Genomic DNA, 26,475 nt, shown 5'->3' with positions numbered 1-26,475 from the left:
CCGTTCGTTCCGTGCTGGCGCCGTGCGCGCCTATGTAATTAACTAGATTGTTACTCCGGTGCGCCGGGATTTCAAGCCGCACCGGTCCGATTGGGGCGCATAGCCGCATCGCGCCGGTAGCCGGGCCGCACCGCACTTTTCCTTGACGCTATCGTCGGTTGTTTGCCCACGAGGTTCGCGCCACGGCGATGGGCATTGCGGCCCGCGATGCGCCGGCCCATTCCGGTGCCGCCTCGCCCGCGCCGCGATCAGAACGAACGCGGCAGGCCGAGAATGTGCTCGGCGACGTAGCTCAGGATGAGGTTCGTGGAAATCGGCGCCACCTGATAGAGCCGCGTCTCGCGGAACTTGCGCTCGACATCGTATTCGGCGGCGAAGCCGAAGCCGCCGTGGAACTGGATGCAGGCATTGGCCGCCTCCCACGACGCCTTGGCGGCGAGGTATTTCGCCATGTTGGCCTGCGCGCCGCATGGCTCGCCCGCGTCGTAACGCCGGCACGCTTCGAAGCGCATCAGGTTCGCCGCCTCGACCTCGATGAAGCTTTCCGCGATCGGGAATTGCACGCCCTGGTTCTGGCCGATGGGACGGCCGAACACGACGCGCTCCTTCGCGTAGGCCGCGACCTTGTCGATGAACCAGTAGCCGTCGCCGATGCATTCCGCCGCGATCAGCGTGCGCTCGGCGTTCAGCCCGGTGAGAATATATTTGAAGCCCTGCCCTTCCTCGCCGATCAGGTTCTCCGCCGGGATTTCCAGATTGTCGAAGAACAGCTCATTGGTCTCGTGATTGACCATGTTGAGGATGGGCCGCACCGTCATGCCCTTCGCCATCGCCTGCTTGATGTCGACGAGGAAGATCGACAGGCCTTCCGACTTCTTCTTCACCTGATCGAGCGGTGTGGTGCGCGCGAGCAGGATCATCAGGTCGGAATGCTGGACGCGGCTGATCCAGACCTTCTGCCCATTGATGACGTAGCGGTCGCCCTTCTTCACGGCGGTCGTCTTGAGCTTGGTGGTGTCGGTGCCGGTGGTGGGCTCGGTGACGCCCATCGACTGCAGGCGCAGTTCGCCGGTCGCGATCTTCGGCAGGTAACGCTTGCGCTGTTCCTCCGAGCCGTGCCGCACCAGCGTGTTCATATTGTACATCTGGCCGTGGCAGGCGCCGGAATTGCCGCCGGCATGGTTGATCTCCTCCATGATGATGGAAGCCTCGGTCAGCCCAAGGCCGGAGCCGCCATAGGCTTCCGGAATGAGCGCGGCCATCCAGCCGGCCCTGGTCAGCGCATCGACGAATGCTTCGGGGTAGCCGCGCTCGGCATCGACCTTGCGGTGATACTCGGCGGGAAATTCGGCGCATAGCGCCCGCACCGCCTCGCGGATATCCCGATGCTGATCGCCGGCAATCGTCTGCATGCCCTGCTCCTGGCCCGTCCGGCGAGTGTTATGGGCGAGGCATCGTGGGCCGGCAAGCCGGCCGGCCCGTCACGCCGAGCGGTCTTCCCGGAACGCCGCGATCTGCGGCGCGGCGCCCCACTGGCAGAAGCCCTTCGCCGCGAAGTGGAACTGGCGGTCGCGCCAGGCCGGCTCGTCGTGGATTTCGCGCACGCCGGTCGAATATTCGAAGGTCATGCCTTCGGGGCCGGTGAAATAGAGAAACTGCGCCGACGAAGTCGGGTGGCGGCCGGGACCGAAGGTGATCTTGACCTGATGCTCGCGCACGAAATTGAAGCTGCGCTGGATGTCGTCGGTGCCGCCGACCTGATGATTGATGTGCTGGATGCCCGGCTTGTGGAACGGGAACAGCGCGATCGAGTGATGGATGGTGCCGAGCCGCATCAGCGGCGCGTCGCCGATGCGGTCGGAGACGCGCGCGTTGCAGACGGTGGTCCAGAACTCCTCGTCGCGCACGGCGTCCGTGGTGCAGAGGCCGACATGCGAGAAGCCGGTGATGCCGGCGTCGCGGGTGCCGTGATAGCGCTGGCCGGTGGTTTCCGGCCGCACCACGAATTCGACGACGTTGCCGGTCGGATCCTTGAAGCGGATCATCTCGCGCACATGGCGCATCTCGCATTCTTCCGGCGTGCCGGTGTGAACGCGGTGGCCGAGCGTCTCGAGCTGCGCGGCAGCGGTCTGAAGGTCTTCCCTGCGGCCGAGTTCGAAGGCGACGATCTGGTCTTCCGGGTCGCCCTCGACATAGCAGAGCGTGTGCGCGCGATGGTCGGACTTGAAATAGGTCGCGCCCTTGCGCCGCTCCGCGACCTCGAGGCCGAGAATGTTGATCGCGTACCATTCGGCGCCGGCGAGATCGGTGGTGCCGAGGCGGCAATAGACGACGTCGTTGAGTTCGATCACGGGACGTCTCCTCCCAAAAATTCCGGCTGCTCGGTCGGCGAGCCCCAGGCGCAATGCGACAGCGCGGACCCTGCGAACTGCCGCGGGCCGCGCGCAGCGATGTGCGGACCTTCGTCCATCTCGGTCGCGTAGCTCATCAGCAGGCCGCCGGGGCCGCGCGTCGTCACGAACATCGCATTCGACGCCGCCTGCCGGCCGGGCCCGGCGACGACCGGCACCTGCGTCTTCTGGAAAAAATACCAGTTCACCATGATGTTGTCTTTGCCCTCGACCGCCCAGGTGGCGCCGAGCAGCGCATTGCGCTGGGATGGATAAAGCGCGACGCGGTGATGGGCGTCGTCGAGCGCGAGATAAACGGTCTCGCCGGCCCAGTCCGACACCCGCAGGCCGATCCCCTGCGTCCAGAACTTTTCGTTCGCGATAATATCCTTGCAGGCGAGCGACACCGCCTGAAAGCCGACGATGCCGGCGTCGCGCGGCCCGTGATAGCGCCAGCCCGAGGTCATCGGCCGCCAGACGATCTCGACGGTAACGCCGTTCGGCGCCTTCACCGCCAGGACCTGCTTGGCCTGCCGGACGTCGGCCTCCGCCTCGGTGAGACGGCGCGGCTTGTAGCCGGCCGCCGTGAGCTGCTTCTCGACGGCGTCGAGATCGGCCGCCGACGCGACGGTGAGCGCCACCGCATTGCCGTCGCCGGCCCGCGAGTAGCAGAGCGCGTAATTCCGCATGTCGGACCGGAACATGGCGTGCGCGTCGCTGCGGTCGGCGGGCTGCAACCCGAAGATATCCGCCGCAAAACGGGTCGCCGCGTCGAGATCGTCCACCTCGACACGCACATAGCGCAGATCGCGAAACACGACGCTCAAACCGGCACCTCCACCAACGCCGCAGACTAACCCGCGGCGACCTGCGCCGCAAAGAGCCTCAGTTGAACACCAGCCGCATGCCGCTGAGCGAGATCGCCGGGACATAGGTGATCAGCGCCAGCGCGACGAGGTACAGCACCACAAACGGAATGATGCCGCGATAGATCGTTTCGAGGCGAATGCCCAGCACCGATTGCGCGACAAAGATATTGATGCCGAACGGCGGATGGAACAGGCCGATCGCCAGATTGACCATGAAGACGATGCCGAAATGCACGGTGTCGATGCCGAGCGCCTTGGCGACCGGCACGAGCAGCGGCGTCAGCAGCAGGATCGCGGACAGCGGATCGAGAAAGCAGCCGACCACCAGCAGCAGCACGTTGACGACGAGCAGGAACTGCCACGGCGAGGCGTCGAGATATTTGATCCAGCCGACCAGCGTGGCCGGCACCTGATTGACGGTGAGCACCCAGGCAAACACGCCGGCGCAGGCGACGATGATGAGAATCTGCGAGGTAAAGCGCACCGTGATGGCGGCGGCTTCGGCAATGTCGCCGACCGACAGTTCGCGGAACACCACGAGCGTGACGAATATCGCATAGACGCAGGCGACCGCCGCCGCCTCGGTCGGCGAGAACACGCCGCCATAGATGCCGCCGAGAATGATCGCCGGCGCGCCGAGCGCCCAGAGACTTCGTCCCGTCGAGCGCAGGAACTGCGACAGATCGAACGGCACCGGCGCGCCGAAATTGTCCCGCGCGGCGCGGAACACCACGTAACCGCCGATCAGCAGGGCGATCAGCAGCCCCGGCACGATGCCGGCGGCATAAAGGCGCGGCACGGATTCCTGCGCCGCCGCGCCGTAGACGATCATCGGGATGCTGGGCGGGATGATGATGTCGATGGCGCCGACCGCGGTGATGAGCCCCGCGGCGAAATGCTTCGGATAGCCGGCATTGACCATCGAGGGATACATGATCTTGCCGATGGTCGCGACCGCGGCGGCGCTCACGCCGGAGATCGCGCCGAAGATGGTGGCGACACCGACCGTCGTCACGCCGAGGCTGCCGCGCGCCGAACCGACGCCATCCTGCACGAAGTCGACGAGGCGGCGGGCGACCGAGCCGCGCCCCATCAGCTCGCCGGCGTAGATAAAATAAGGGATCGCGAGCAGCGCATAAGCGTTGATCGAGCCGAACAGGTTCTGATGCAGCGCCGCCAGCGGCATGTGCATGTAGAACACCAGCGCCACCGACACCGCGCTGAGCAGCACCAGAAAGACCGGAAAGCCGAGCAGCAGAAGAACGACGGGCAGGATGCCGAGCGCAAAGGTCATGACGCGCGCTCAGACGTCGCTCGCGCCCGCACGGCGGGCACGGAACAGGCCGTTGATGACGGCAATGACCGCCATCAGCGCGAAGCCGATGAAGACGGCGCTGTGCGGAATCCAGGTCGGCAGCCGGGCGAGATCGCTCACCGCGCCGAGATTGAAAATGCGCTCGACATAAAGAAAGGACTGCCAGGCGACGAAGGCGGTCAGTACGACCGTCACGATCGCTTCGATCGCGTTGACCGCAAGCTGCAGCCGCGGTGGCATCGCCTTGACGATCAAATCCATCCGCAAATGCGAGCGCCGCCAGCTCACCGCCGCGGCATTGAGGAAGGCGATCCAGATCAGAATGTAGATTTCGATCTCGTCGCCGCCGGTCAACGTCACACCGGTCAGATAGCGGCCGACGACGTTGACGACGTTGAGCAGCACCGCGAGGATCAACGCGATCGCGAGGACGTGCTCGACCGTCCAGGCGACCGCGTCGCCCGAACGGTCGAGGAGATGCGGCTTCTCCGTCATTCGCTACTGGCTCAGCGCCTTCGCCTTGGCGGACATGAGCTCGAAGTCGCCCTTGGTCGCCGGGTTGGCGTTCAGCACCGCCGGAGCGATGGTCTCGACCTTGGCGAGATAGGCCTTCACGTCGGCCTCGGGCAGCGTGATGACCTCGCCGCCGTGGCTCTTCCAGACGCCCGCCGTGCGCGCGACATCGTCGATGGCGAACGTCTCGACCTTGCGCTGGGCGGCAAGCGCTTCCTCACGGACCGCCTTTTCAAGCTCGGGGCCGAGCGACTTCAGCCACGCCTTGTTGGCCATGGCCGGCACCACCAGGAACGACTGCGGCAGCGGGGTCATCGCCTTCGCGACGTCGTAATATTTGAACGCGGTGAACACCGCGGCGGCGGCGATCAGGCCGTCGATGGTGCGGTTCTGCATGGCGGACAGCACCTCGCCGAGCGGCATCGACACCGGCTGCGCGCCGAGCGCCTCGAACGGCTTGACCTGCAGCGGCGCAGCGCCCGGCACGCGGATCTTCTGGCCCTGGAAATCGCCGATCTTGCGGACCGCCTTGTGCGACACGAGGTTGATCGGGCCGTGCGGCCACGCCGCGATCATCTCCATGCCCTTGGCCGAGGCAAAGGTGGCGAGCCGCGCCCGCACCTGCGGATCAGCCAGCACGCGCTGCGCATGCGCCATGTCCTTGAACAGGCCGGGCGCGTCGAACACCTGGAAGCGCGGCTCGAGGCCGATGAAGAAGCCGCTCGCCGGCGCGACCGCCTCGATGGTGCCCATCGCGACGCCCTCGACCGTGGCCGGGATCTGGCCAAGCTGGCTCGCCGGATAGAACTCGACCTTGATCTTGTCGCCGACGCGCGCCTTGAGGCCGGCGGCGAATTCCTTCGCCCATTGCTGCGTCACGTCGTTGATGGTCGGTGACGAGATTTTCATCGTGAACTGCTGGGCCTGCGCCGGCATGGCGAGCGCCGACAGGGCGCAAAGAGCCGCGGCGCATCGGACGACGATATTCATTGAAACCTCCCGTTTTCGTTTGTTGTGTTTTTGCGGCGCGCCGGCGCCGCCCACCTTCGGATCAGTACTGCCCCCGCGGTTCGAGCCCGAAAACGTGCTGCCCATACATCGCCGACACCGAGTCCCAGTTGAGGCTGATGTGAGAGCTGGCGGCATGGATGTCACGCCAGAACCGCTGCATGGGATGCTGCACGCCGAGCGCCTGACCGCCGCCCGCGAGGAACAGCGCATCGACGGCCTGCGTCAGCAGCTTGGTCGCGAAGGAGTGCGTCAGCCGGTTGCGCATACGCAGGGCGACGTCCGCCTGCCTGCCGGCCGCCACCGTCGCAAAGGTGTCGGCGATATCGCGGTGGATCATCAGTTCCGCCGCGTCGATCAAGGCCGTGGCCTCGGCAAAGCGCATCTGTACGGTGGTGAATTCGGTCATCTTGTTGTTGCCGCCGGCGACCGCGCCGCGCGTGGTGCGCCCCATCGCCTGCTGCCGGAACGCTTCGAGAGCGCCGCGCGCCATGCCGAGCGCCGGCGCGACGAGGCAGTGCGGCACGACGGCCAGCATCGGCTGCCGATAGAGCGGGTTCGGGTTGGTGGCGGTGCCGGGACCGGAGCCGGTCAGCATGTCGGCGAAGGTCACCGTGCGGTAGGCCGGCACGAACCGGTCGTCGACCACGATGGTCTTGCTGCCGGTGCCGGCGAGCCCCATCGAGAACCAGTCGTCGTCGATGGTGAATTGCGTGCGCGGGATCAGAAAGAAGCCGGGCTTCGCGCCGCCTTCCAGCGGGATCATGCCGCCGAGGATACCCCAATTGGCGTTGTCGACGCCGCTCGCGAAGCTGAAACGACCGCTGAGACGATAGCCGCCCTTCTCCGCGGTGGCCTTGCCGGTCGGCGCGTAAGACACCGCGGCGATGGCGTCGCGATCCTGGGTCCAGACTTCCTGCTGAGCCTCTTCCGGGTAGCAGGCAATCAGCCAGGGATGCACCGCGCCGAGACTGTAGACCCAGCCGGTCGAACCGTCGCCCGCCGCGACGGCGGCGACCAGTTCGACGAAAACCTCATAGCCGTATTCGAAGCCGCCGAAACGCGCCGGCTGCATGACACGGAACAACTGCGCGTCTCGCATCCTGCCGACGAGATCGGCGGACACATGACGCTGCTTTTCGGTTTCGAGCGCCCGCTCGCGCGCCAGCGCGCCGATCTCACGCGCGCGTTCGATCAGCTCGCTCACCGGCGGCTTCTGCGCCGCCGCTTTCGCATCGTGAACCGCCGTCAAAGCCATGAGCTTCTCTCCTTTCCCAGTAAGCCCCACCCGCGCCGCCGGGGTCAAGAATTTAATTTGCGATTGCAAGTATTTCGCACTCGGCACGCGCCGCTTCGCAGATGCGAGATGACGGGCCGCCGCATCCGCTGGACTTTTGCAGTCTGATATTTTATATTTGCATTTGCAAGTAATTTCGAAACAGCAAGCCGCGCCGGCACGAGCGGCACCATGAGGACCGGCACCATGACGGGCGACGACGCAGCCCCACTTCGCGACAGTTTCCGCGCCGCGATGCGGCGCTTTACCGCGACGGTTTCGGTGGTCTCCAGTTGCCTCGACGGCGCGCGCCACGGCATGACCGCCACCGCGGTCACCTCGGTCAGCCTCGACCCGCCCTCGCTGCTGGTTTGCGTCAACCGCAACGGGCGGCTGTTCGAGATGCTGGAACGCTCGCCGCGCTTCTGCGTCAACGTGCTGCACGCCGGACAGTCGGCGGTGTCGCGGACCTTCGCGCAACCGCACAGCGCGGAACGGTTCGCGCAGGGCGAGTGGGACGACGACGAATTCGGCATCCCCTATCTGCGCGACGCGCAGGTCGCGATCTTCTGCGCCAAGGCGCAGGCGGTGCCGCACGGCTCCCACAGCGTGTTTTTCGGCAATGTCGAGCAGGTCAGGCTGCGGGACGACATTGCGCCGCTGCTCTATCAGGACGGCGCTTACGGGGTCTGCGGACCGCTGGCCGTCCGACGCTGAGTTGCGCACCCCGCGGCTTTACAGCGGCGACTTGCGCGATTCAGCGCTTGAGGATAGGAGAAAAAGCCCATCCTCCGGCTCCGGTCCATGAAGAACCGCTTCGCGCTCGCCGATTTCGTTCCCTACCTGCTCAACCGCGCAGGCGTCAAAATCGGCCTCGCCTTCGGCCGCGATATCGCCCCGCTCGGCGTGACGCTGCCGATGTGGCGCGTCATGGTCGTGCTGTGGGAGCGCGACGACCAGCGGCTCGGCGACATCGCCGAACGCACCAGCATCGACATCTCCACGCTGTCGCGGCTGCTGGTTTCCCTGCAGCGCAAGCAATACATCGTGCGCCGCCGCTCCGGCGCCGACGGCCGCGCCTTGAGCGTCAGCCTGACCGAACGCGGCCGGGCGATGACCGAGAAGATCATTCCGATCGCTTCGCATTACGAGGATGTCGCGACCCGCACCATGAAGGAGCGCGAGTTGCGCCTGCTCAAGCAAATGCTGATCAAGCTGTTTTCCAACATCCAGACTCTGGACGAAGAATTTCTGGCGCGCCAGAAGGCCGAAAAGAAAGCCAAGGCGTCGCGCCGCAAGCGCTAGAACGCCTCCGGCGCTTTTCCTTCGTAAGCGTTCTGCAACAGCCGCCGCAGCGGCCCGGCCTCGACCGGGCCCGGATTCCAGTACGGCGACGCCACCGCAGCAGAGACCGCCTTGTCGATGCCGTCTTCCGGCATGCCGATATCCCTGAGCGCCAGTGGAATGCCGAGCCGGCGATTGAGGCCATAGAGGCCCGCGGCGGCGTCCGGCGCGCCGATAGCGGCGGCGACGCGCGCCATCGCCTCGCCCGCATAACGCCGGTTATAGGCGGCGACATGCGGCAGCACGATCGCATGCGTCTCCGCATGCGGCAGGTTGAAGCTGCCGCCGAGCACGTGGCAGAGCTTGTGATGCAGCGCCATGCCGACGGCGCCGAGCACGGTGCCGCAGGCCCAGGCGCCGTACAGCGCGTCCGACCGCGCCTCGCGGTCGTCGGGAGTTTCGTCGATCACCGGCAGCGCCTTCACCAGCGCGCGGATGCCGTCCTCCGCCAGCAGCGCGATCACCGGATCGAGTTCCTTCGCGTAAAGTCCTTCGACCGCATGCGCGATGGCGTTCATGCCCGACACCGCGCTCAACCGCTTCGGCAGCGACATTGTCAGGTCGACATCGTAGATGATGGTTTCCGGCAGCACCTTCATCGTGCGCTGCGTGGTCTTCTGGCCGCCCGCCGTTTCGCCGAGGATCGGCGTCGCTTCCGATCCGGCATAGGTGGTCGGCACCACGACCTGCGGCATGTCGGTGCGCAGCGCCAGCGCCTTGGCGAGCCCGGTGGTCGAGCCCCCGCCGAGGCCGACGACGCAGTCCGCCCCGACCTCCCGCGCATAAGCCAGCGCCCGCTCGGACACATCGACCGGCGTGTGCATCTGCGCCTGCGCGAACAGGCCGGCGAACACCGGCCCGAGATGGGTTTTGGCGAGATCGCCGAGCGCGCCCTGCTCCGGCGTCGTCACCACCAGCGCGCGTTTGCAGCCGAGGCGCTCGACCTCTTCCCGCAGCGCCGAGACGGTGCCGAAACCGAACACGACGTTGGCGGGCAGCGGTGAGTAGCGGAACGGGCGCACGGGCGGCCTCCGATGACGTCCGGGGTGTCCCGGCGTCTTAGGACTTCAGCGGCAGCTTGAACAGACCGATGGCGTTGTCGCGGCCGACCTTCTTGCGTTCGGCTTCCGAGATCGGGGTCGTGTCCATCCATTTGCCGGCTTGGGCGGGATCCTCGAACGGCCAGTCGACCGAGAACATCACACGGTCCGATCCAAGCTCCTCGATGGCCTGCTTCAGCGCGCTGGTGCTGTAGTTGCCCGACGTCGTGATCCAGAAGTGCTTGCGGAAATAGTCGGCGACCCAGCCCTTCGCCGCGTATTTGTGCGGCGCCTTCATCCACTCGTTGCGGTGGTCGATGCGCCAGAGCAGAGCGGGAATGCCCTCGCCCAGATGGCCGATCACGATCTTGAGCTTCGGACATTCGTCGAACAGGCCGCTGCCGATCAGCCGCAGAGAATGCACGGAGGTTTCGGCATTGAAGGCCCAGTTGGGGCCGAGCAGCCAGTTATGCCCGCGATAGCCGGGAATCTGGTCCGGCAACGGATTGCGCGGATGCAGATAGAACGGCACGTCGAGCGCCTCGACCGTTTTCCAGAACGAACGATATTGCGGCAGGTCATAATACAGCAGGTTGTTCGGATCGCCGCTGTCGCTGAAACCGTTGACCAGCGCGCCGACGAATTTAAAATCCTTGACGCAGCGTTCGAGTTCGCGCGCCGCAGCATCCGGATCCTGCATCGGCAGCGCGGCGAAGCCGGCGAAGCGGTCCGGCCGCTTGCGGCAGTGCTCGGCCAGCGCGTCGTTGGCGAGCTTGGCGACTTCGACCGCACGTTTGCGGTCGGCGATCGCCTGGATGGCCGGCGCGTTGAGCGAGAGGATCATCATCTCGACTTCGGTCTTGTCCATCTCGGCGATCAGCTTGGTCTGGATGTCGAGCAGACCCGAGCGCAGTTGCGGCCACACATGGGCGCCGAACACCTGCGAGTCACCCAGCGTTTCCTCGATGGCGAAATGCTCCTCGAGCGCGATCTTGCCTTTCATGACGACCTCTTCCTTCGCCAACCTTCGTCAAAAAAATGCTGGCCGCATGGCGATGCGGCCAGCACGCTTTCTCACCGCCGTTACTTCATGGCGTCAGCATAGGGGTAGATGAACTTCCCCGTCGCGTATTTTTCCGGCCAGACCACCGGCAGATGCTTGGTGTCCTTGAACTGCATCAAGTTGTTGGGCTCCACGTTCTGGAACTGGCTGAACACCATGCGGGACTGCGCCCACTCGCCGTCCTTGCCGAACTTGATCTTGCCGGCGACGGTGTCGAACTCGTGGGAGCGGATGTAGCCGGCGATCTTGGCGTTATCGACGCCCTTGGTCTGCATCACCGCCTCGGCGAGGATCTGCCCCGCCGCGTAGGCGAACGGGACGAAGCCGTAGCCGAACGGATCGATCTTCTGGCCGTGGGCGCGCTTGCCGTACTCGGCCAGCACCGCCTGCAGGCCGGTAAAGTTGAAGGTCGGCGCCGGCGTGAAGCTCTCCATGATGGTGATGCCGTTCATCAGCGGACCGAGCTGCGCGCGCAGCGGCGTCGCCAGCAGGCCGATCATGGTGCCGCCTAGCATTTTGGGCTTGTAGTCGGTTTCGTGGATCGCGCGCACGATGCCGACGGTATCCGGCGGATAGGAGGCGACGAACACGATGTCGGGATCGGCCGCCTTCACCGCGCGGACGATCGGGCTGAAGTTCTGCGTCGGCGGCGGATAGCTCTGGTCGTAGATGACCTTGAAACCGTATTTCTCGGCATTGGCCTTCGCCCCGCCCGCGGCGGTCTTCGCGAATTCGGCGTCCGCCGAGATGATGGCGACGGTCTTCGGCTTCGGTTTCTGCTCGGACGCGATCTTGAAGAAGCCCTCCGAGAACGACTTGATGCCGTCCGGGCCCGCCGGAACCATCGAGAAATATTGCGGATACTTGAAGTGCTGGTTGATGCCGAGCGCGAGAAGGCCGATCGTGGTCTTCTTCTGCCCGATGATGACCGGCATCGCCGGCGCCACCATGTTGGTGGCATAGGGACCGACCAGCAGGTCGACGTTATCGACCTTCAGCAGCTTCTGATAAATGCCGGGAACGTTGGCCGGGTTGCTCTGGTCGTCGTAGTAGACCAGTTCGACCTGACGGCCGAGCAGTCCGCCCTTGGCGTTGACGTCGTCGCGCCAGATTTCCAGCGCGATCAGCATCTGCTTTCCGTTCGGCGCGACCGCGCCGGTGAGCGCCATGCTGAAGCCGACCTTGATCGGATCGGCGGCCTGTGCCGGCGCGATGGACAGGCACAGCGATAGAGCGAATGCGACGCCGAGAATTCGGCGAGCAAGCGTACCCATTCCGAACGTCTTTGTTCCGAACGACATGTGTTGCCCTCCCTGGCTATGTGCTCGCACTCTTGCGGTGCGTTGGACCGGCATCGCGCGCCCATTCGGGGACATACGAGACTGCCGTCAGGTTGCGATACTATTCCCGGTATTTATTTTCATTTGCAAGTAATTTCTTCCGCCTGCGGCGGATCGCCCCCGGCATGCCGCTCCGCCGACCCGTCATGCGGCGTTGCGGCACTGCCGTCATCCCGGCACCACCGGCAGGACCAACCGCGACGGATGCGCGGCGCTGTGGTGGATCGTGTCCCGCCCGACCTTGAACCAGCTGTATTGATGGGTGAACAACCCGTCGGTGATCGGCGAGTCGCTGTTGGAAATTTCCAGACGAAGCCGGTGCCCCTTCCTGAACAGGTTGGAGAACGGCAGCACCTCGATCTCGAGTTTCATGATCTCGCCCGGCTGCACCGGCTGCGGATCGGTATGGGTGTAGAACGGCCGCGTCGGCGTCGACAGCGCCTCGTCCTTGCGGCGATGCGACGCCCGCAACCAACCCTTGCTCATGTTGACCGCCCGGCCCGGCTTGCCGGCTTCGCCCGGCGCCTGGTCGGCGAGCTTCACGAACACGTCGGTATCGATGGCGCTCGTCGACAGGAACAGTTCGAGCACCACCGGTCCGGTGACATCGAAGTCCTGCTCGAAGGGCGCGGTGGTGAAGGTCAGCACGCGCGCAACCGGGTCCGGCCCCGCCGGTCCCATCGCGACATTGCCGAGCTTCCAGCGCGGGTCGGGATAATCGACCGCGGTTTCGGCGTTGCCTTTCGGCGCGTCCCAGGACAGACCGCCGTCGTTGAGCGAAGCGACAGCGCCTGCCTTCGCCGCCGTCAGATAGAGCGAACGGCTTTCCGCCCGCTTCGGCGGCCACTCGTTCTCGTCGCGATACTTTTCGAGCCCGCGAATATAAAGCTTCACCGGCGCCGCTTGCGCCGCGGGCTTCTCCTTCAGGTGGTGATCGTAAAACGGCAGAATTTCCGTTTCGTGATAGGCGATCTTGTCGAACTGGTCGTGGGCCTCGAAGACGTCGCGCGCCCCGGTGACGACCAGCCGCTTCGGCGCCGTGATCTTTTCATAGCCGAGTAGATTGCCGCGCAGATGCAGCGCCATCTTGCCCCAGTGGCCGATGGACAGCGTCGGCACCTTGATTTCGTCGAGCCGCTCCCAGGGCGAGCGCTCCTTCCAGAAGTCGTCGTAGGTGTCGTGTTCGGCGAATTCACGCGCGATGTCGCGCGGGAGCAGCTTTCCGGCCGGCTGGCCCGGCGGCCGGTGCAGGTTGTTGACCCGCACCATCTGGTACCACCACGGCAGGAAATCGCAGTAGATGCCGCCATGATACATGACGTCACGATAGATATCGACGGCGCCGTCATAGGGCACGATGCATTTCAGGCTCGGCGGATTGACGATCGCCATGAACCACTGCGACCAGCAGTAATAAGACTGGCCGTAACCGCCGACGCGGCCGTTGCTCCACGGCTGGCTTCCGCACCACTCGACGATCTCGTGCAGATCCTGCTGCTCGGTCCTGTCGATGAAGTTGTAGGTGCCCTGCGACAGGCCGGTGCCGCGCACGTCGACATGGACGACGACATAGCCGTGCGCCTCGACATACCACTGATAAGGCCCGACCTCGCGCCACAAGAAAAGCGTGGAGTGCGGCAGGCTGTCGGTCTCGTGCTGATAGGGCGAAACGGCGAGCAGAACCGGATAACGGCCGGGCGCGGCGGGACGATAGACCCGCGCCGAAAGCCGCGTTCCGTCACGCATCGTGACGCCGACGTCGGCGTCGACCGCAAGCTCATGATGCTTCTTGTAGTGCTGCTCTTCGCTCACGTTGCGCTCCGTTATGCGCGGCTACCACCAACTCCAGCTTCGGCCGAGCAATGCCAGTGAAATGGACGGGAAGATAACGATGACGAGGAGGAACAGGACCATGGTGATCGTCATGGGCATCGTGCCCTTGAAGATGTCCCAGGTCCGCACCTCCGGATCGTTCAGGTTCGCCTTGACGACGAAGGCCGACATGCCGAGCGGCGGCGTCAGCAGCCCGATCTCGATGGCGACGATGGTCACGAGGCCGAACCAGATCATGTTGGTGCCGAAGCCCTGAATGACGGGCAGCACGAACGGCAGCAGAATGAGCATGATCGACAGCGAGTCGAGGAAACAGCCCATGATGACGACGACGACGAGATAGCCGAACAGCACGGTGACGAAGCCGAGCTGCGCGGTTTGCAGCCACTGTCCGACCGCATAGGGCAGGCCCGAGAGCGTCAGCATCTGCGAGTAAAGCTGCGCCGCCATCAGCAGGAAGCAGACCGCCGCCGTCACCTTGCCGGCCTCGATCGCGATCTCCCAGAACACCTTGGGCGTGATCTCGCGCCGGGCGACGCCGATCAGGAACGCCGCGAGCGCGCCCGCACCGCCCGCCTCCGTCGGCGTGAAGAAGCCGCCATAGATGCCGCCGAGCACGATCGCGACCAGCAGGCAGATCGGAAACATTTTTCTAATGAGCACCAGTACCGGATCGTTGTGATCGACCACCCGGCCCTGCTTGCCGGAGAAGACGAAATCCGGACGCCAGTACGACAGGGTGAAGATGCAAATGCTGAAGCACACCGCGAGCAGCAGCCCCGGCAGGATGCCCGCCGTAAACAGGTCGCCGATCGACGTGTTGGACAGAACGCCGAACACGATCATCAGCAGGCTCGGCGGGATCAGCATGCCAAGCACCGAGCTTCCGGACACCACGCCAACGGCAAATGTCTTGCCGTGGCCGTGACGAACCATTTCGGGCACCGCAACCTTGGTAAAAATCGAGGCCGACGCGATCGATGTCCCGGTGCAGGCCGCGAACACGGCATTGGCCGCGACGGTCGCAATGCCGAGGCCGCCGCGCAGTCGCCGCGTCAGTTGCGCGGCGACGTCGAAGGTGTCGCGCCCCATGCCGGTGACCGACACGAACAGCCCCATGATGACGAACAGCGGAATAACGCCGAAATCGTCGGACGCGATCGAGGTGGTGACCGAATTGCCGAGCAGCTTGCCGGCGACCGCGAAGCTCTTGATCGACCAGACGCCGAGGAACGACAGCATCATCATCGCAACGCCGATGTGCATGCCGCTCTGGATCAGGATGAGGCTGCCGACCAGGCACAGCGCGCCGATGACCATATCGGGCATGCTCAAGCCTCCCCGCGCTCGCGCGACGCGCGCCAGGCCAGGACCAGATGCTGGATCGCCGCGGCCGCCGCGCCGATGACGACGATGCCGTTGAAGGGCCAGAGCGGGATCTCGACGTAACCCAGCGTGCCCTTGAAATATCCGCCGTAATAATTGGCCACAAAGATCGGCCAGACGAACCAGACGATCAGGCCGAACAGGATGGCGGCGACCAGTTCGAACAGCGCATGAATCTTGCGTGCCAGTGGAGGGCTGTAGCGATGCACGACGGCGATGATCAGATCGTTGTTGATATGCCGGGTCTCGCGCGCGGTGTTCGCCATCTGCAGGAACACGACCGCGACGATCGACAGGCCGATGAACTCCGTAACGCCGGCGACCGGGTGATTGAACAGATCGCGGCCGAGAATGTCGGTATTCACCGCGACCGTCATGATGACGATCAGCAGCGTACCGATGACGCTCAGGCCGACGGCGAGCCACCCGAACATCGAATCCGGGCGCGCCGGAGGCCCGGGCGGATCGACGCCCGGGCCGTCGTCGGCCTGCTGGAGGTGCGGTTCGGACACCATCGCAGGACCGGCAGCTACTCGCGGTCCCAGTTGCGGACCGGCTTGATGCCGGCGCTACGCGCCTCGTCCATCAAGGCCTTGAGCGCCTGATTGCCGGGGATGCCCTGCTTCTCCATCGACGCCGCCCACTCTTTGGCGATGTTCGGCATCGCGAAGGCCCACTTCCTGCGCTCTTCCTCGGGGAACACATAGAGCTTGGCCTTGAAGCCATCGAGCGACTTGTAGCCCTTCTCGCCCGCGGTCATGTAGGCCTCGTCGGACTTCGCGCCCCATTCGCGGCCGACCTCGTGCATGATCTTCTGCACGGCAGGCGGCAGCTTCTTGAAGCTGTCCTTGTTCATCGTCAGCACCACCGAGTACTGGGCGCCGAAACCGACCTTCGCCATATAGGGCGCTGCTTCCGGGTACTTCATGGCCGGGAACGACGACGGGAAGACGATGAAGCCTTCGAACACGCCGTTCTTCGCGGAGTTGTAGTACTCCATCATGTTGCTCTGCACCGGCGTCGCGCCCGTGCCGCGCAGCCAGGCGAGCGCAGCGCCGGCTGTGCCGATCTTGTGACCCTTGAGATCGTCGATCGACTTGACCGGGAAGGTCGTCAGCAGTTCGAAGGAATCGGCGCCGGTGCCGCCGAGGCGGACGAGATTGAACTTGTCATACTGCTGCGTGAAGGCCGGCAAGGTGTCGTGCAGGCGGTTCATCACGCGCGACAACAGCACGATGTCGGTCGTCAGAAACGGCGCGACCAGCGTGATGTTTTCCAGCGGCAGCTTGTCCGGGAAAAAGATGGTCGGCATGAAGCCGATATCGGCAAGCCCGTCCTTCACGCCGTCGAGCATCTGATAGGGCTTCAGTAGCGAGCCGGCATAGGCCTCCTTCCAGTCGATCACGAAGTCGATCTTGGCGTCCTTGATGCGCTTGTTGACTTCCGGAATGAAGAACTTGTTGACCAGCGCGAGCGACGGCAGCGCCGCCGGCGGCTGGCCGGCCGCGACCGTCAACGTCACGCGCTGCTGCGCGAAGGCAGAAGTGGTCATCGCAGTCAGGAGCAACGCGGCTCCCAGCGTCCTTGCAATCATGGTTTCCTCCCTGGGTTCTTTGTTGTTGCCGCCGCGGCGCGGGTCGAGCCGCGCCGCGACTTTTGCGTCGTCAGTCGGTTAGAGCTTCATCATTTCGTCGGGCGGCATCGGACCCCACAGGTTCGCCGCGTTCGGATCCTTCGGCCACACCTTCGGCTTCTGCGGATTGTCGCGGTGCCACGGACGCGGCTCGAAGTAACCGAGTTCCTCGTCCTTCATCTGATCGAGTTCGGCGAACAGTTCGGTGATGAGGCCCGACGGGCTCTGGTGATAGCAGAACAGGTTGTGGCCGATGCCGTGACGGCCGGGACCCCACAGCATGCGGTAGCCGTTCTGGCTCAGGAAATCGCAGGCCGTCTGCATGTGCGACCAGTCGCGCAGCTCGAACGCGGTGTGGAAGTGGCGGTCCGAGCCAGTGCCGATCAGGTTGATGGTGTGGTGGTCGACGCCGCAGCGCAGGAACGAGAAGAAGTCGCCCATCCAGTCCGACACGCGGAAGCCGAGCACGTCGCAATAGAACTTGGTAGCCTGCTGGACGTCCGTGCAGTGGAACGCGACGTGGCCGAGCTTGTGCGGGATGACGCCCTTGGTCTGGAACTTCTGGTGCTGCGGATCGGGCCGCTTGAACACCTCCATGGTGGTGCCCTTCGAGTCGGCAAAGCTCACCATGTCGGAGATCGTCGGCTCCGGATCCTTCTTGCGCGTCGTCTTGATGCCGTGCGCGGCGGTCTGCTTCTCGAAGGCGCCGAGATCGTCCTCCGGCCCGAGTTGGAAGCCGATATGGGTGCACTTGGCCTGCGCGCCTTTCTTCAGGATCACCGAATGATGGTCGATGGTGCTCGACAGATAGGCGGCCTCCTTGTCCTTGGCCGACAGCGTCAGGCCGAGGATGTCGGTGTAATACTCGACCTGCTTGTCGAGGTCGGGGACCTCGTAGCAGGCGTGCGCGATCTTGCGGACACGAATCATGGTCTCACTCCGTCTTGAGGGCCATCCGGCCCGGGTTTGTCCGTTCAGCCTTTCTTGTCGGCTTTGGGTTCGAAAAATTCGATGATCGAGGCGACGTCGCGTTCGCCGATCTCCGGCAGCGCGCGGTGGAACACGTCGAGCAGGCAATCGATCAATGTGGTGTCGACGCCGAGTTCCTTGCCCAGCTCCTGGCCGCGCTCGAGATAATGCGCGAGGCCGGGCGCCGAGCCCTGCTGCGGCATGAACTTGCGCGCCGCCATCCAGGGCGCGCGAATGCCGAACTGGTTGGAGCCGCCGCTGCCGTTGGCGATCGCCTTGATCATCAGGTCGTTGTCGACGCCGGCGCGCAGGCCGATCGCCATCGCCTGCGCGGTGCCGGCGATGTGCATGCCGACGAGGATGTTGTTGATGACCTTGACGGTGGTGGAGGAGCCGAACGGGCCGAGGAACAGGGTGATATCCGCGAAGGTCCTGGCGATCGGCATCAGCCTGTCGCAGGCCGGCTTGTCGCCGCTGAGAAAGATGACGCCCTTCTTCGCCTCGACCATGCCCGGCGTGCCGCCGACTTCACCGTCGAGGAAGACGGCGCCCTTTTCCGCAAGCGAGGCGACAAAGGCCTTCTTGAACGGCACCGCATGCGAGCCGAACTCGACGACGATCTGCCCCGGTTTGACCGCCGACTTCACGCCGTTCGGGCCGTTAATCACCTGTTCGAGCGCCTCGTCGGACGGCAGACAGGTAAAGACGATGTCGGACTGCGCCGTCGCCTCGGCCGGAGACTTCACCGCTGTGCCGCCGGCCGCCTCGAACTCGGCCAGCGAGCCGCGGCGATAGCCGAGCACCTTGTGACCCGCCTTGATGAGATGCTTGCAGATCGGGAGACCGATCTTGCCGACGCCGATAAATCCGATGGTTTCCATGGCGCTCACCCGTCAGGAGATGTCGATGGAGCGGTCGGAGAAGTTCACCCGAACGCTGAACGAGCCTTCCATCACCATCCATTCGCGGATGGAGTAGCCACGCACGCCGTTCTTCACGAAGGGATCGCGCTCGGCAATCGCGCGCGCTTCCGCCTCGCTGTCGACGCGCAGCACGGTCATGCCGTCGCTGGTCTTGCCGAAATCGAGCGGGCCGGAGGCGAGCATTTTGCCCTCGCGCTCGATCGCGATCATGTATTCGAGATGCTCCGCCAGCAGCGGCGCGAGATCGGCGTTCCGGCCCTCCCAGAACACCGCATAGAATTTCTTCTTCCACATGCTCTGGGTGAGTTCGCGAATGCGCGGCGAAGGCTGGTTCATCGGAGCAGCCTCACCGGCTATCCGCGGCCATGCGGTTGACGAGCGTGCCGCAGCCTTCCACTTCGATTTTCACCTCGTCGCCCACCTTCAGGAATTCGCCGCGCGGCAGGCCGACGCCGGCCGGCGTGCCGGTGGCAATGACGTCGCCGGGGAACAGCGTGAAGTGGCGGCTGAGGTATGCGATCTGCTCGGCAATGCCGTGAACGAGCTTGGCGGTGTTGGAGTCCTGCTTGAGAGCGCCGTTGACCCAGAGCTTGATCGCCAGATTGTTGGCGTCTTTCACGTAAGCCGCCGGCGTGAGCCACGGGCCCATCGGCGCGGCGTCCTCGAAACACTTCTGGCCGATCCAGTCCATGCCGAACGGCGAGCCTTCGCGCTTCATCAGGTCGCGCGCCGACAGGTCGTTGACGATGACGTAGCCGGCGACGACGTCGAACGCCTTGTCCTCCGCGACATGGCGGCACTCCCTGCCGATCACGACGCCAAGCTCGGCTTCCCAGTCCACCTGCTTCGAGAACGACGGCAGGCGCGCCGGCGTATCGGTGCCGATAATGCCGCCCGCAGTGTTCTTCATGAAGAAATAGGGATCGGCGGCCTTCTGCATCGACGGCGCCTTGCCGGTGACGCGCTTGGCGATCTCGGCCATTTCCTCGAGGTGATCCCAGTAATTCGCGCCGGCGCAGTAAAGCGCGCCTGGATAGAGGATCGGCGCCGTCAGCGTAACGTCGGACAGCGCGAAGCCGCCCTTTGCGTCAACGCTCCGCGCCGCAGCGTCGAGCGCGGGATGCGCCTTGTCCCACTCGCGCAGGATGCCGAGCACGGAATTCGGATCGGTGAGACCCTTGGTGCAATCGGCAACCGGGTAAATGCGTTCGCCGACCTTGATGCCGGCGCGCGGCGCGCTTTTGCCCGCGCGGAAACTGACAAGCCGATAGCCGCTGTCGCTCACGGTACTCTCCCTGACGATGACGCGGGATACCCGGCGCACACGGATATGACGGCCGCGGAGCGCGCTCCGAGGCACATCGGATCATGCGGCGAACGGCTGAAAACCCGGCGTCATGCTCCTCCCGAACCCACTCGCTTTTGTTCTTGGCCGGTTACCCGCCCTGCCTTCTGCGCTTGCACGCCCGAGGGCCGACGGTCCGGCTTGCGTTCCTGTGGCCGAACGCTTGTAGTGTAATGTACGTTACCGTATATGTCATGACTTGCAAGCGCAATTATCGCGCCGCTTGCAGCCGACGCCGGGTCCGTGCAGAAACCCTTGGCGTTCGTACCCGAAGGTCTTTTGCGGATGGTCGACATCTCTCTCGCAACGGCGAAACGCGCGGTCGCCCCGCGCGCCCGTAAGCCGGTGAAAAACGGAAAGAAGCGCCGCGGCGGCCGGCTGACGGAAACCCGCCAGCGCGAGATCGTCGCTCTCGTCGCGCCGCTGTTCATCGAGCGCGGCTACGAGCGCGTGACGATCGACGACATCGTGGCGGTGATCGGCGGCTCCAAGCGCACGCTCTACGAGCGGTTCGGCGGCAAGGCCGGCCTGTTCGAAATCGTCATCAGCGAATATTGCGCCAGCGTGCAGCGCGACCTGTTCGCCGCGGTGGATCCCAAGGCGAGCCCCGAGAAGCAACTCGTCGCGCTCGGAACGCACTTCCTCAGCATGATCCTGCACCGCCGCATTCTCTGGCAGCACCGCCTGCTGGTGTCGATGGGCAGCAACTTCCCGAAAGTCGCCACGCTGTTCTACCAGCTCGGCCCGAAGACCGCCTACGCACTGGTGGCGAAATGGATTCGTCAGCAGCAGCAGGCCGGCGCGGTGCGCGCCGGCGATCCGGTGCTGCTTGCCGAGCTGTTTCTCGACATGCTGACCGGCAAGCACCAGCTCGCTTTGCTCACCTCCTCGTTCGAAGAAACCTCGGACGCCGCCATCAAGCGCACCGTGAGGGAAGCGGCGAAGGTCTTCCTGCATGGCGTCGCCGCCTGACCGCCGGCATCCACGCAACCGGTTGCCGGCAATTTATTTGCATTGACAAATAATTTTCCGCAGCGCGACAATGCCAGAAACCTTGAGACTCCGGAGGCCCGATATGACCGCTGCCACCTCGCTGAAATCCCCCGCCGCCGCCGCGACGCGCTACGTGACCGAGCAGAACCTGACCGACATCGTGCTCAACCGCTGGCAGGACATCCCGGACCCGCGGCTGCGCGAGGTGATGGGCGCGCTGATCAGGCACCTGCACGGCTTCGTGCGAGAGATCGAACCGACCAACGCCGAATGGTTCCAGGCGATCGACTGGCTGACGCGCACCGGGCAAATCTCCGACAGCAAGCGCCAGGAGATGATCCTGTTCTCCGACGTCACCGGCGTCAGCATGCTGGTCGACGCCATCAACCACCGTTTCAAGGATGGCGCGACGCCCACCACGGTCGAGGGTCCGTTTCACGTCGCCGATGCGCCCCACATCTCTGACGGCGGCAACATGGCGAAGGGCGCGCCGGGCATCCCCTGCTTCGTCACCGGCACGGTGCGCGACATGAGCGGCAACCCGGTCGGCAACGCCATGCTCGACCTGTGGCAGACCGACGGCGAAGGGCTCTACGAATCGCAGCGCAACACCGACGAGCCGTGGATGCGCGGCATCTTCCACAGCAAGGCCGACGGCAGCTATTGCGTGCGCACCGTGGTGCCGATCGCCTACACGATCCCGATGGACGGCACCGTGGGCGAACTGGTGAGCCGCACCAATGTCAGCCACATGCGGCCGGCCCATATCCACTTCGCGGTCGAGGCGCCGGGCTACCGCAAGGTGACGACGCATCTGTTCCGCGACGGCGACGAATATCTCGACAGCGATGCGGTCTACGGCGTCAAGAAAGCGCTGATCGTCGACTTCATCGAAAAGCAGCCCGGCAAGGCGCCGAACGGCGAGACGATGAGCGAGCCCTATTACGAGGTCCGCTACGACTTCATCCTGCAGAAGGCCGACTGAGCGGGGTGTCTCCGGAAGCGGGCTTCTCATTCACCGCCCGCGACCGTCCGGCTCACCGCGCAAACAGCCGTTTCCATGTGGCCCGCCGGCCCCGCGCCGGCGGGCTTTTTCACGGCGCGGGCGGCTTGAAATGCCGGGGCCAGCAAATAAGGTGCCCGGCATGAGCACAAGAAAACGCCTGCGCGTCGTCTGCATCGGCTGGGGCGCGATCAATCGCCGGGCCGCCGAGTTGCTGGCGCGGCGCGGACGCCCGGTCGACATCGTCGGCGTGGGCGTCGCCGACGCCGCGCGCTCGCGCCCGCCGGTTCCCGTCGGCGCTGCGGTGGTGACCTCGCCGGACGATCTCGCCGGCCTCACGCCGGACCTTGTCGTCGAGGCGGCCGGCCGCAAGTCCGTCGCGCAATGGGGACCGGCGGCGCTCGCCGCGGCCAGGACGCTGATCGTCGCTTCGACCAGCGCGTTCTGCGACGACGCGTTGCTGCCGAAACTGATCGAGGCCGCCGACCGGCACGGCAGCCGCATTCTCATTCCGTCCGGCGCGATCGGCGGCATCGACGCGCTGGCGAGCGCCAACGTGCTGCAACTCGACGATGTGCTGCATCAGATGATCAAGCCGCCGCTGGCCTGGACCGGCACGCCGGCGGAAAAGAACTTCGTCCTGGCCGAACTTCGCGCGCGAACGGTGATCTTCAGCGGCACCGCGCGGGAGGCGGCCTCGCAGTTTCCACAGAACGCCAACGCCACAGTGGTGACCTCGCTTGCCGGTCTTGGCATCGACCGCACCCGCGTCGAACTCGTTGCCGACCCCGCCGCGACGACCAACGCGCACCGGATCGTCGCCTCCGGTGCGTCCGGCCGCATGGAAATCCTGCTCGAAAACCTGCCGCTCGCGACCAATCCGAAGTCGTCGGAACTCACCGCGCTCAATCTCGTTCATCTGATCGAGCAGCAGACCGAAACCGTCACGTTCTGACGCCAGCGGCCGGGTCAGCGGATCAGCGGCAGCTTCTCGTACTGGTGGAACGGCGGCGGCGACGACAGCGTCCATTCGAGCGTCATCGCGCCCTCGCCCCACGGATTGCCGGCGGCCTTCTCCTTGCGGATGAAGGCATAGACAATGCCGACGAAGAACACGATGAGACCGACACCGGAAATATAGGAACCGATCGAGGAGACGAAGTTCCAGCCGGCGAAGGCGTCCGGATAGTCGACATAGCGGCGCGGCATGCCGGCGAGGCCGAGGAAGTGCTGCGGGAAGAAGGCGAGATTGACGCCGATCAGCGTCAGCCAGAAATGCAGCCTGCCGAGGGCCTCCGAATACATGTAGCCTGTAATCTTGGGAAACCAGTAGTACCAGCCGGCGAAGATCGCGAACACCGCGCCGAGCGACAGCACATAGTGGAAGTGCGCAATCACGTAATAGGTGTCCTGCAGGGCGCGGTCGATGCCCGGGCTCGCCAGCACGACGCCAGTGACGCCGCCGATGGTGAACACCAAGATGAAGCCGATCGCCCACAACATCGGCGTGCGGAACTCGATCGAACCGCCCCACATCGTCGCGATCCACGAGAAAATCTTCACTCCGGTCGGCACCGCGATCACCATGCTGGCGACGGCGAAATAGGCCTGCGCATCCACCGACATGCCGACTGTGTACATGTGGTGCGCCCACACCACGAAGCCGATGCCGCCGATCGCAACCAGCGCATAGACCATGCCGAGATAGCCGAACACCGGCTTCTTGCTGAACGTCGCCACCACATGGCTGATGATGCCGAAGCCCGGCAGGATCATGATGTAGACTTCCGGGTGGCCGAAGAACCAGAACAGATGCTGGTAGAGGACCGGATCGCCCCCGCCCTGGGCTGCGAAAAACGTGGTGCCGAAATTGCGGTCGGTCAGCAGCATGGTGATCGCACCGGCGAGTACCGGCAGCGACAGGAGCAGCATGAAGGCCGTCACCAGCACCGCCCAGGCGAACAGCGGCATCTTGTGCATCGTCATGCCCGGCGCGCGCATGTTGAAAATGGTGGTGATGAAGTTGATGGCGCCGAGGATCGACGAGATGCCGGCGATATGCATCGACAGAATGACGAAATCGACCGCCGGACCGGGATGGCCCGAGGTCGACAGCGGCGCATAGAGCGTCCAGCCTGTGCCGGCGCCGGTCGAGCCCGGCTCGCCTTCGACGAACAGCGAAATAATCAGCAGCGAAAACGAGGTCGGCAGCAGCCAGAACGAGATGTTGTTCATCCGCGGGAAGGCCATGTCCGGCGCGCCGATCATCAGCGGCACGAACCAGTTGCCGAAGCCGCCGATCAGCGCCGGCATCAGCGCGAAGAAGATCATGATCAGGCCGTGGCCCGTGACCAGCACATTGAAGGTGTGAACGTCGGAGAAAAGCTGCAGCCCCGGCGCCTGCAGTTCCATCCGCATGAGGATCGAGAAGGCACCGCCGATCACGCCCGCCCCGATAGCAAACACCAGGTACATCGTGCCGATGTCCTTGTGATTGGTGGAAAACAGATAGCGGCGCCAGCCGTGCGGATGGGACGGGTGCGCGTTACCGGCGTGGCCGGCCGTGGTGGCAGCGGACATGATTCATGCGATTCCCAATGATGGCGCCGGCTGACCCGGCTTCTCGTCCTGCCGGCGTTCGGGCGGAGGCGTCGGCGTTTCGGTCGCCGCGAGCTTCCAGACGTGACTGCGGGACGCGAGATCGCGCACGAACGTCCACAGGTCGCTCGCGTGCATGATGGACGCGGGATCGCCGTCGACCACCGCGCCGGCCGCATCGCGCGTGACCATGACGAGTTCGCTCTCGAACGCGACGGTGATCTGCATCAACCCGTTGAAGATGCCGGCGTCGGCGATGTCGGCGCGGTCCAGACCGATGAACGTGAACTCAACGTGCTCGCTCCGCGCTTCGCGGCCGGCGATCTCGGGCGCAAAGGCGTCGTAAACCTCGGCGGTGAGCAGGTCCTTCAGGACCTCACGGTCGCCGTGAGCGAAGGCGGCCAGCACCGTCTCATAGACGATGCGGGCGCTGTCGAGAAACCAGCGGCCGTCGAAGGCCGGGTCGGCAACGCGAATGTCCTGCAGCCGGTCCGCCGCCTTGCCAGCCTGTTTGCCGGCCGCCGGCAAAGCGAGGCTGAGTGCGTCGGCGGTGCCCGCGGCCTCAACGCTTGCCGCGGTCTCATCCGCAGTTTCGATGGCATGATGAAGCTGGCGCCAGGCCCGCTCCCTCAGATCGTCCATAATTCCCTGCGCCTTCCACAGCGCCACCCCGAACACGACGATGAGGGTGAGCACTTCGAGGTCCAATTGCATGACCGGAGACCTCCTTCCTCCGGTCGTACCGTGCTCCTCCTTTTAAGAACAAAAAAGCGAATTTAATTCGATGTTTATAGCAATAAATCTGCTAACAAATCGAACTAGGCAATCCCGGCTCAATCCGAGGCTTTCGCCGCCGATTCAGGCGCGGCCGGATAGACCACGGTGCCATCCGGCCGGGTGACCGCACCGGCGGTCAGCCGGGCAGGCTCCAGGCGTCCCTCGCCCATCACATGGAATACCGGCGAGCCACCGGCGATCAGATAATCGGTCACGATGCGGCGATGGCATCGCCACCACACCGCCTCCGAACACATCAGCACGGATGTCCGGGCGGCCCCGGCCTCGCGCAGATGCTCGAGTCCGGTACGGAATTCTTCCGACAGCGCGTAATCGGCGTAATGATGAAAGCTGTCATTGGTCCAGAAGCCATTGAGGTCCGGCGGGATGCCCGGCGTTCGCGGGCGGCGTCCGCCGAGCGCCGTCATGTGTTCATAGGCGACGCCCGCCGCCACCAGCGCGGCCGGCAGCGTGTCGATGTTGAACTGCGGATTGGTTCGCGAGCGCGGGAACTGCCTGATATCGGCGACGAGGCCGATGTCGTTTTCCTTCAACAGAGCGATGAACGCCTCGAGCGTGCGGTTCGAATGGCCGATGGTGAAGAAGGCCGGCGGCACCCGACGCCTCACCGGCGCAAGTGCTTGAGGACGCCGCCCCTGTGAGCCGCGACGTGATCAGTCTTGTCGCTCTTGATCTCGTATTGCGGATCGTCCTGCGACGCGCGGTGAGTATGGCCCTTGTAGTCGAAGTCCCGGGTGTGGACGGCGATGATCGTTCCGGAAACGCGACCGGCCTCGGAATTCCAGCTGACATGATCGCCAACCTTGAATTTTCCGGCCATCGCGCAGCCTCCTCGT

At 64.7% G+C, this 26,475-nt stretch carries 27 protein-coding genes; 5 read left to right on the top strand and 22 right to left on the bottom strand.

Features of this window, described 5'->3' with window-relative positions; genetic code table 11:
• Positions 1-248: 248 nt before the first annotated feature.
• From AB7F10_RS13330 to AB7F10_RS13300, 7 genes are all read right to left on the bottom strand, one after another.
• Entirely contained in the window at positions 249-1,412 is a 1,164-nt protein-coding gene (locus AB7F10_RS13330) for an acyl-CoA dehydrogenase family protein (protein WP_428562279.1), read from the bottom strand.
• A gap of 69 nt (positions 1,413-1,481) precedes the next feature.
• A complete protein-coding gene (locus AB7F10_RS13325) occupies positions 1,482-2,351 on the bottom strand; it encodes a VOC family protein (protein ID WP_428562281.1) in 870 nt (289 codons plus the stop codon).
• Positions 2,348-3,208 (bottom strand): VOC family protein, encoded by an 861-nt coding sequence (locus AB7F10_RS13320; RefSeq protein ID WP_428562477.1) that lies wholly within the window; start codon positions 3,206-3,208, stop codon positions 2,348-2,350. Before AB7F10_RS13320 ends, AB7F10_RS13325 begins: the two co-directional genes overlap by 4 nt.
• Positions 3,209-3,275: 67 nt before the next feature.
• Positions 3,276-4,553 (bottom strand): TRAP transporter large permease, encoded by a 1,278-nt coding sequence (locus tag AB7F10_RS13315; protein ID WP_428562283.1) that lies wholly within the window; start codon positions 4,551-4,553, stop codon positions 3,276-3,278.
• 9 nt (positions 4,554-4,562) lie between these two features.
• The gene (locus AB7F10_RS13310; protein WP_428562285.1) at positions 4,563-5,069 is read right to left on the bottom strand and encodes a TRAP transporter small permease; all 507 of its coding nucleotides are present in this window, start codon (positions 5,067-5,069) and stop codon (positions 4,563-4,565) included.
• A gap of 3 nt (positions 5,070-5,072) precedes the next feature.
• Positions 5,073-6,077 (bottom strand): TRAP transporter substrate-binding protein, encoded by a 1,005-nt coding sequence (locus AB7F10_RS13305; RefSeq protein ID WP_428562287.1) that lies wholly within the window; start codon positions 6,075-6,077, stop codon positions 5,073-5,075.
• Between the two features lie 61 nt (positions 6,078-6,138).
• Positions 6,139-7,353: an acyl-CoA dehydrogenase family protein gene (locus AB7F10_RS13300; RefSeq protein ID WP_428562289.1), complete on the bottom strand. Its 1,215-nt coding sequence runs from the start codon at positions 7,351-7,353 to the stop codon at positions 6,139-6,141.
• Positions 7,354-7,578: 225 nt separating this feature from the next.
• Here AB7F10_RS13300 and AB7F10_RS13295 point away from each other — a divergent pair, with 225 nt between their 5' ends.
• Together AB7F10_RS13295 and AB7F10_RS13290 are read left to right on the top strand one after the other, a co-directional pair.
• The gene (locus AB7F10_RS13295; protein ID WP_428562291.1) at positions 7,579-8,088 is read left to right on the top strand and encodes a flavin reductase family protein; all 510 of its coding nucleotides are present in this window, start codon (positions 7,579-7,581) and stop codon (positions 8,086-8,088) included.
• An 87-nt stretch (positions 8,089-8,175) separates the two neighbouring features.
• Entirely contained in the window at positions 8,176-8,676 is a 501-nt protein-coding gene (locus AB7F10_RS13290) for a MarR family winged helix-turn-helix transcriptional regulator (RefSeq protein ID WP_428562293.1), read from the top strand.
• Here the strand turns inward: AB7F10_RS13290 and AB7F10_RS13285 are convergent.
• The 11 genes from AB7F10_RS13285 to AB7F10_RS13235 all read right to left on the bottom strand — a co-directional run bounded on the left by AB7F10_RS13285 (position 8,673) and on the right by AB7F10_RS13235 (position 20,187).
• On the bottom strand, positions 8,673-9,737 hold the full coding sequence (locus tag AB7F10_RS13285) for a maleylacetate reductase (protein WP_428562295.1): 1,065 nt from the start codon (positions 9,735-9,737) through the stop codon (positions 8,673-8,675). The genes AB7F10_RS13290 and AB7F10_RS13285 overlap by 4 nt on opposite strands.
• A 37-nt stretch (positions 9,738-9,774) precedes the next feature.
• Positions 9,775-10,758, bottom strand: a complete 984-nt coding sequence (locus tag AB7F10_RS13280; protein WP_428562297.1) for an amidohydrolase family protein — start codon at positions 10,756-10,758, stop codon at positions 9,775-9,777.
• 80 nt (positions 10,759-10,838) lie between these two features.
• Positions 10,839-12,119 carry an amino acid ABC transporter substrate-binding protein gene (locus AB7F10_RS13275; RefSeq protein ID WP_428562299.1) on the bottom strand — a complete coding sequence of 427 codons (1,281 nt, stop codon included), beginning with the start codon at positions 12,117-12,119 and terminating at the stop codon, positions 10,839-10,841.
• Between the two features lie 207 nt (positions 12,120-12,326).
• Complete coding sequence (locus tag AB7F10_RS13270) at positions 12,327-13,970, bottom strand: CocE/NonD family hydrolase (RefSeq protein ID WP_428562301.1); 1,644 nt, start codon at positions 13,968-13,970, stop codon at positions 12,327-12,329.
• A gap of 21 nt (positions 13,971-13,991) precedes the next feature.
• Positions 13,992-15,320, bottom strand: coding sequence for a TRAP transporter large permease (locus tag AB7F10_RS13265; protein ID WP_428562303.1), 1,329 nt, complete (start codon positions 15,318-15,320; stop codon positions 13,992-13,994).
• 2 nt (positions 15,321-15,322) lie between these two features.
• Positions 15,323-15,892, bottom strand: a complete 570-nt coding sequence (locus AB7F10_RS13260; protein WP_428562305.1) for a TRAP transporter small permease — start codon at positions 15,890-15,892, stop codon at positions 15,323-15,325.
• Between the two features lie 14 nt (positions 15,893-15,906).
• A complete protein-coding gene (locus AB7F10_RS13255) occupies positions 15,907-16,971 on the bottom strand; it encodes a C4-dicarboxylate TRAP transporter substrate-binding protein (RefSeq protein WP_428562307.1) in 1,065 nt (354 codons plus the stop codon).
• A 78-nt stretch (positions 16,972-17,049) separates the two neighbouring features.
• On the bottom strand, positions 17,050-17,940 hold the full coding sequence (locus tag AB7F10_RS13250; RefSeq protein ID WP_428562309.1) for a VOC family protein: 891 nt from the start codon (positions 17,938-17,940) through the stop codon (positions 17,050-17,052).
• A gap of 44 nt (positions 17,941-17,984) precedes the next feature.
• Positions 17,985-18,860, bottom strand: coding sequence for an NAD(P)-dependent oxidoreductase (locus tag AB7F10_RS13245; RefSeq protein WP_428562311.1), 876 nt, complete (start codon positions 18,858-18,860; stop codon positions 17,985-17,987).
• 12 nt (positions 18,861-18,872) lie between these two features.
• Positions 18,873-19,238: a YciI family protein gene (locus AB7F10_RS13240; protein WP_428562313.1), complete on the bottom strand. Its 366-nt coding sequence runs from the start codon at positions 19,236-19,238 to the stop codon at positions 18,873-18,875.
• A gap of 10 nt (positions 19,239-19,248) precedes the next feature.
• Entirely contained in the window at positions 19,249-20,187 is a 939-nt protein-coding gene (locus tag AB7F10_RS13235; RefSeq protein WP_428562315.1) for a fumarylacetoacetate hydrolase family protein, read from the bottom strand.
• Positions 20,188-20,532: 345 nt separating this feature from the next.
• Between AB7F10_RS13235 and AB7F10_RS13230 the strand changes: the two genes are divergently transcribed.
• The 3 genes from AB7F10_RS13230 to AB7F10_RS13220 all read left to right on the top strand — a co-directional run bounded on the left by AB7F10_RS13230 (position 20,533) and on the right by AB7F10_RS13220 (position 23,198).
• Complete coding sequence (locus tag AB7F10_RS13230) at positions 20,533-21,219, top strand: TetR/AcrR family transcriptional regulator (RefSeq protein ID WP_428562317.1); 687 nt, start codon at positions 20,533-20,535, stop codon at positions 21,217-21,219.
• A 103-nt stretch (positions 21,220-21,322) separates the two neighbouring features.
• Entirely contained in the window at positions 21,323-22,225 is a 903-nt protein-coding gene (locus tag AB7F10_RS13225) for a dioxygenase (RefSeq protein ID WP_428562319.1), read from the top strand.
• 160 nt (positions 22,226-22,385) lie between these two features.
• A complete protein-coding gene (locus AB7F10_RS13220) occupies positions 22,386-23,198 on the top strand; it encodes an aspartate dehydrogenase (protein WP_428562321.1) in 813 nt (270 codons plus the stop codon).
• A gap of 14 nt (positions 23,199-23,212) precedes the next feature.
• On the opposite strand, the gene ctaD is transcribed toward AB7F10_RS13220, so the two are convergent.
• The 4 genes from ctaD to AB7F10_RS13200 all read right to left on the bottom strand — a co-directional run bounded on the left by ctaD (position 23,213) and on the right by AB7F10_RS13200 (position 26,459).
• Positions 23,213-24,823: a cytochrome c oxidase subunit I gene (ctaD, locus tag AB7F10_RS13215; protein ID WP_428562323.1), complete on the bottom strand. Its 1,611-nt coding sequence runs from the start codon at positions 24,821-24,823 to the stop codon at positions 23,213-23,215.
• A gap of 3 nt (positions 24,824-24,826) precedes the next feature.
• The gene (locus AB7F10_RS13210; RefSeq protein WP_428562325.1) at positions 24,827-25,555 is read right to left on the bottom strand and encodes a Tim44/TimA family putative adaptor protein; all 729 of its coding nucleotides are present in this window, start codon (positions 25,553-25,555) and stop codon (positions 24,827-24,829) included.
• Positions 25,556-25,674: 119 nt separating this feature from the next.
• Positions 25,675-26,247 carry a DUF488 family protein gene (locus AB7F10_RS13205; RefSeq protein ID WP_428587168.1) on the bottom strand — a complete coding sequence of 191 codons (573 nt, stop codon included), beginning with the start codon at positions 26,245-26,247 and terminating at the stop codon, positions 25,675-25,677.
• Entirely contained in the window at positions 26,244-26,459 is a 216-nt protein-coding gene (locus AB7F10_RS13200) for a DUF2945 domain-containing protein (protein WP_428562329.1), read from the bottom strand. Before AB7F10_RS13200 ends, AB7F10_RS13205 begins: the two co-directional genes overlap by 4 nt.
• Between the last annotated feature and the right edge of the window lie 16 nt (positions 26,460-26,475).

This window comes from Pseudolabrys sp. (genome assembly GCF_050250095.1).
Classification (GTDB): Bacteria; Pseudomonadota; Alphaproteobacteria; order Rhizobiales; family Xanthobacteraceae; genus Pseudolabrys.
This window is presented reverse-complemented; position numbering and strand designations above follow the sequence as displayed.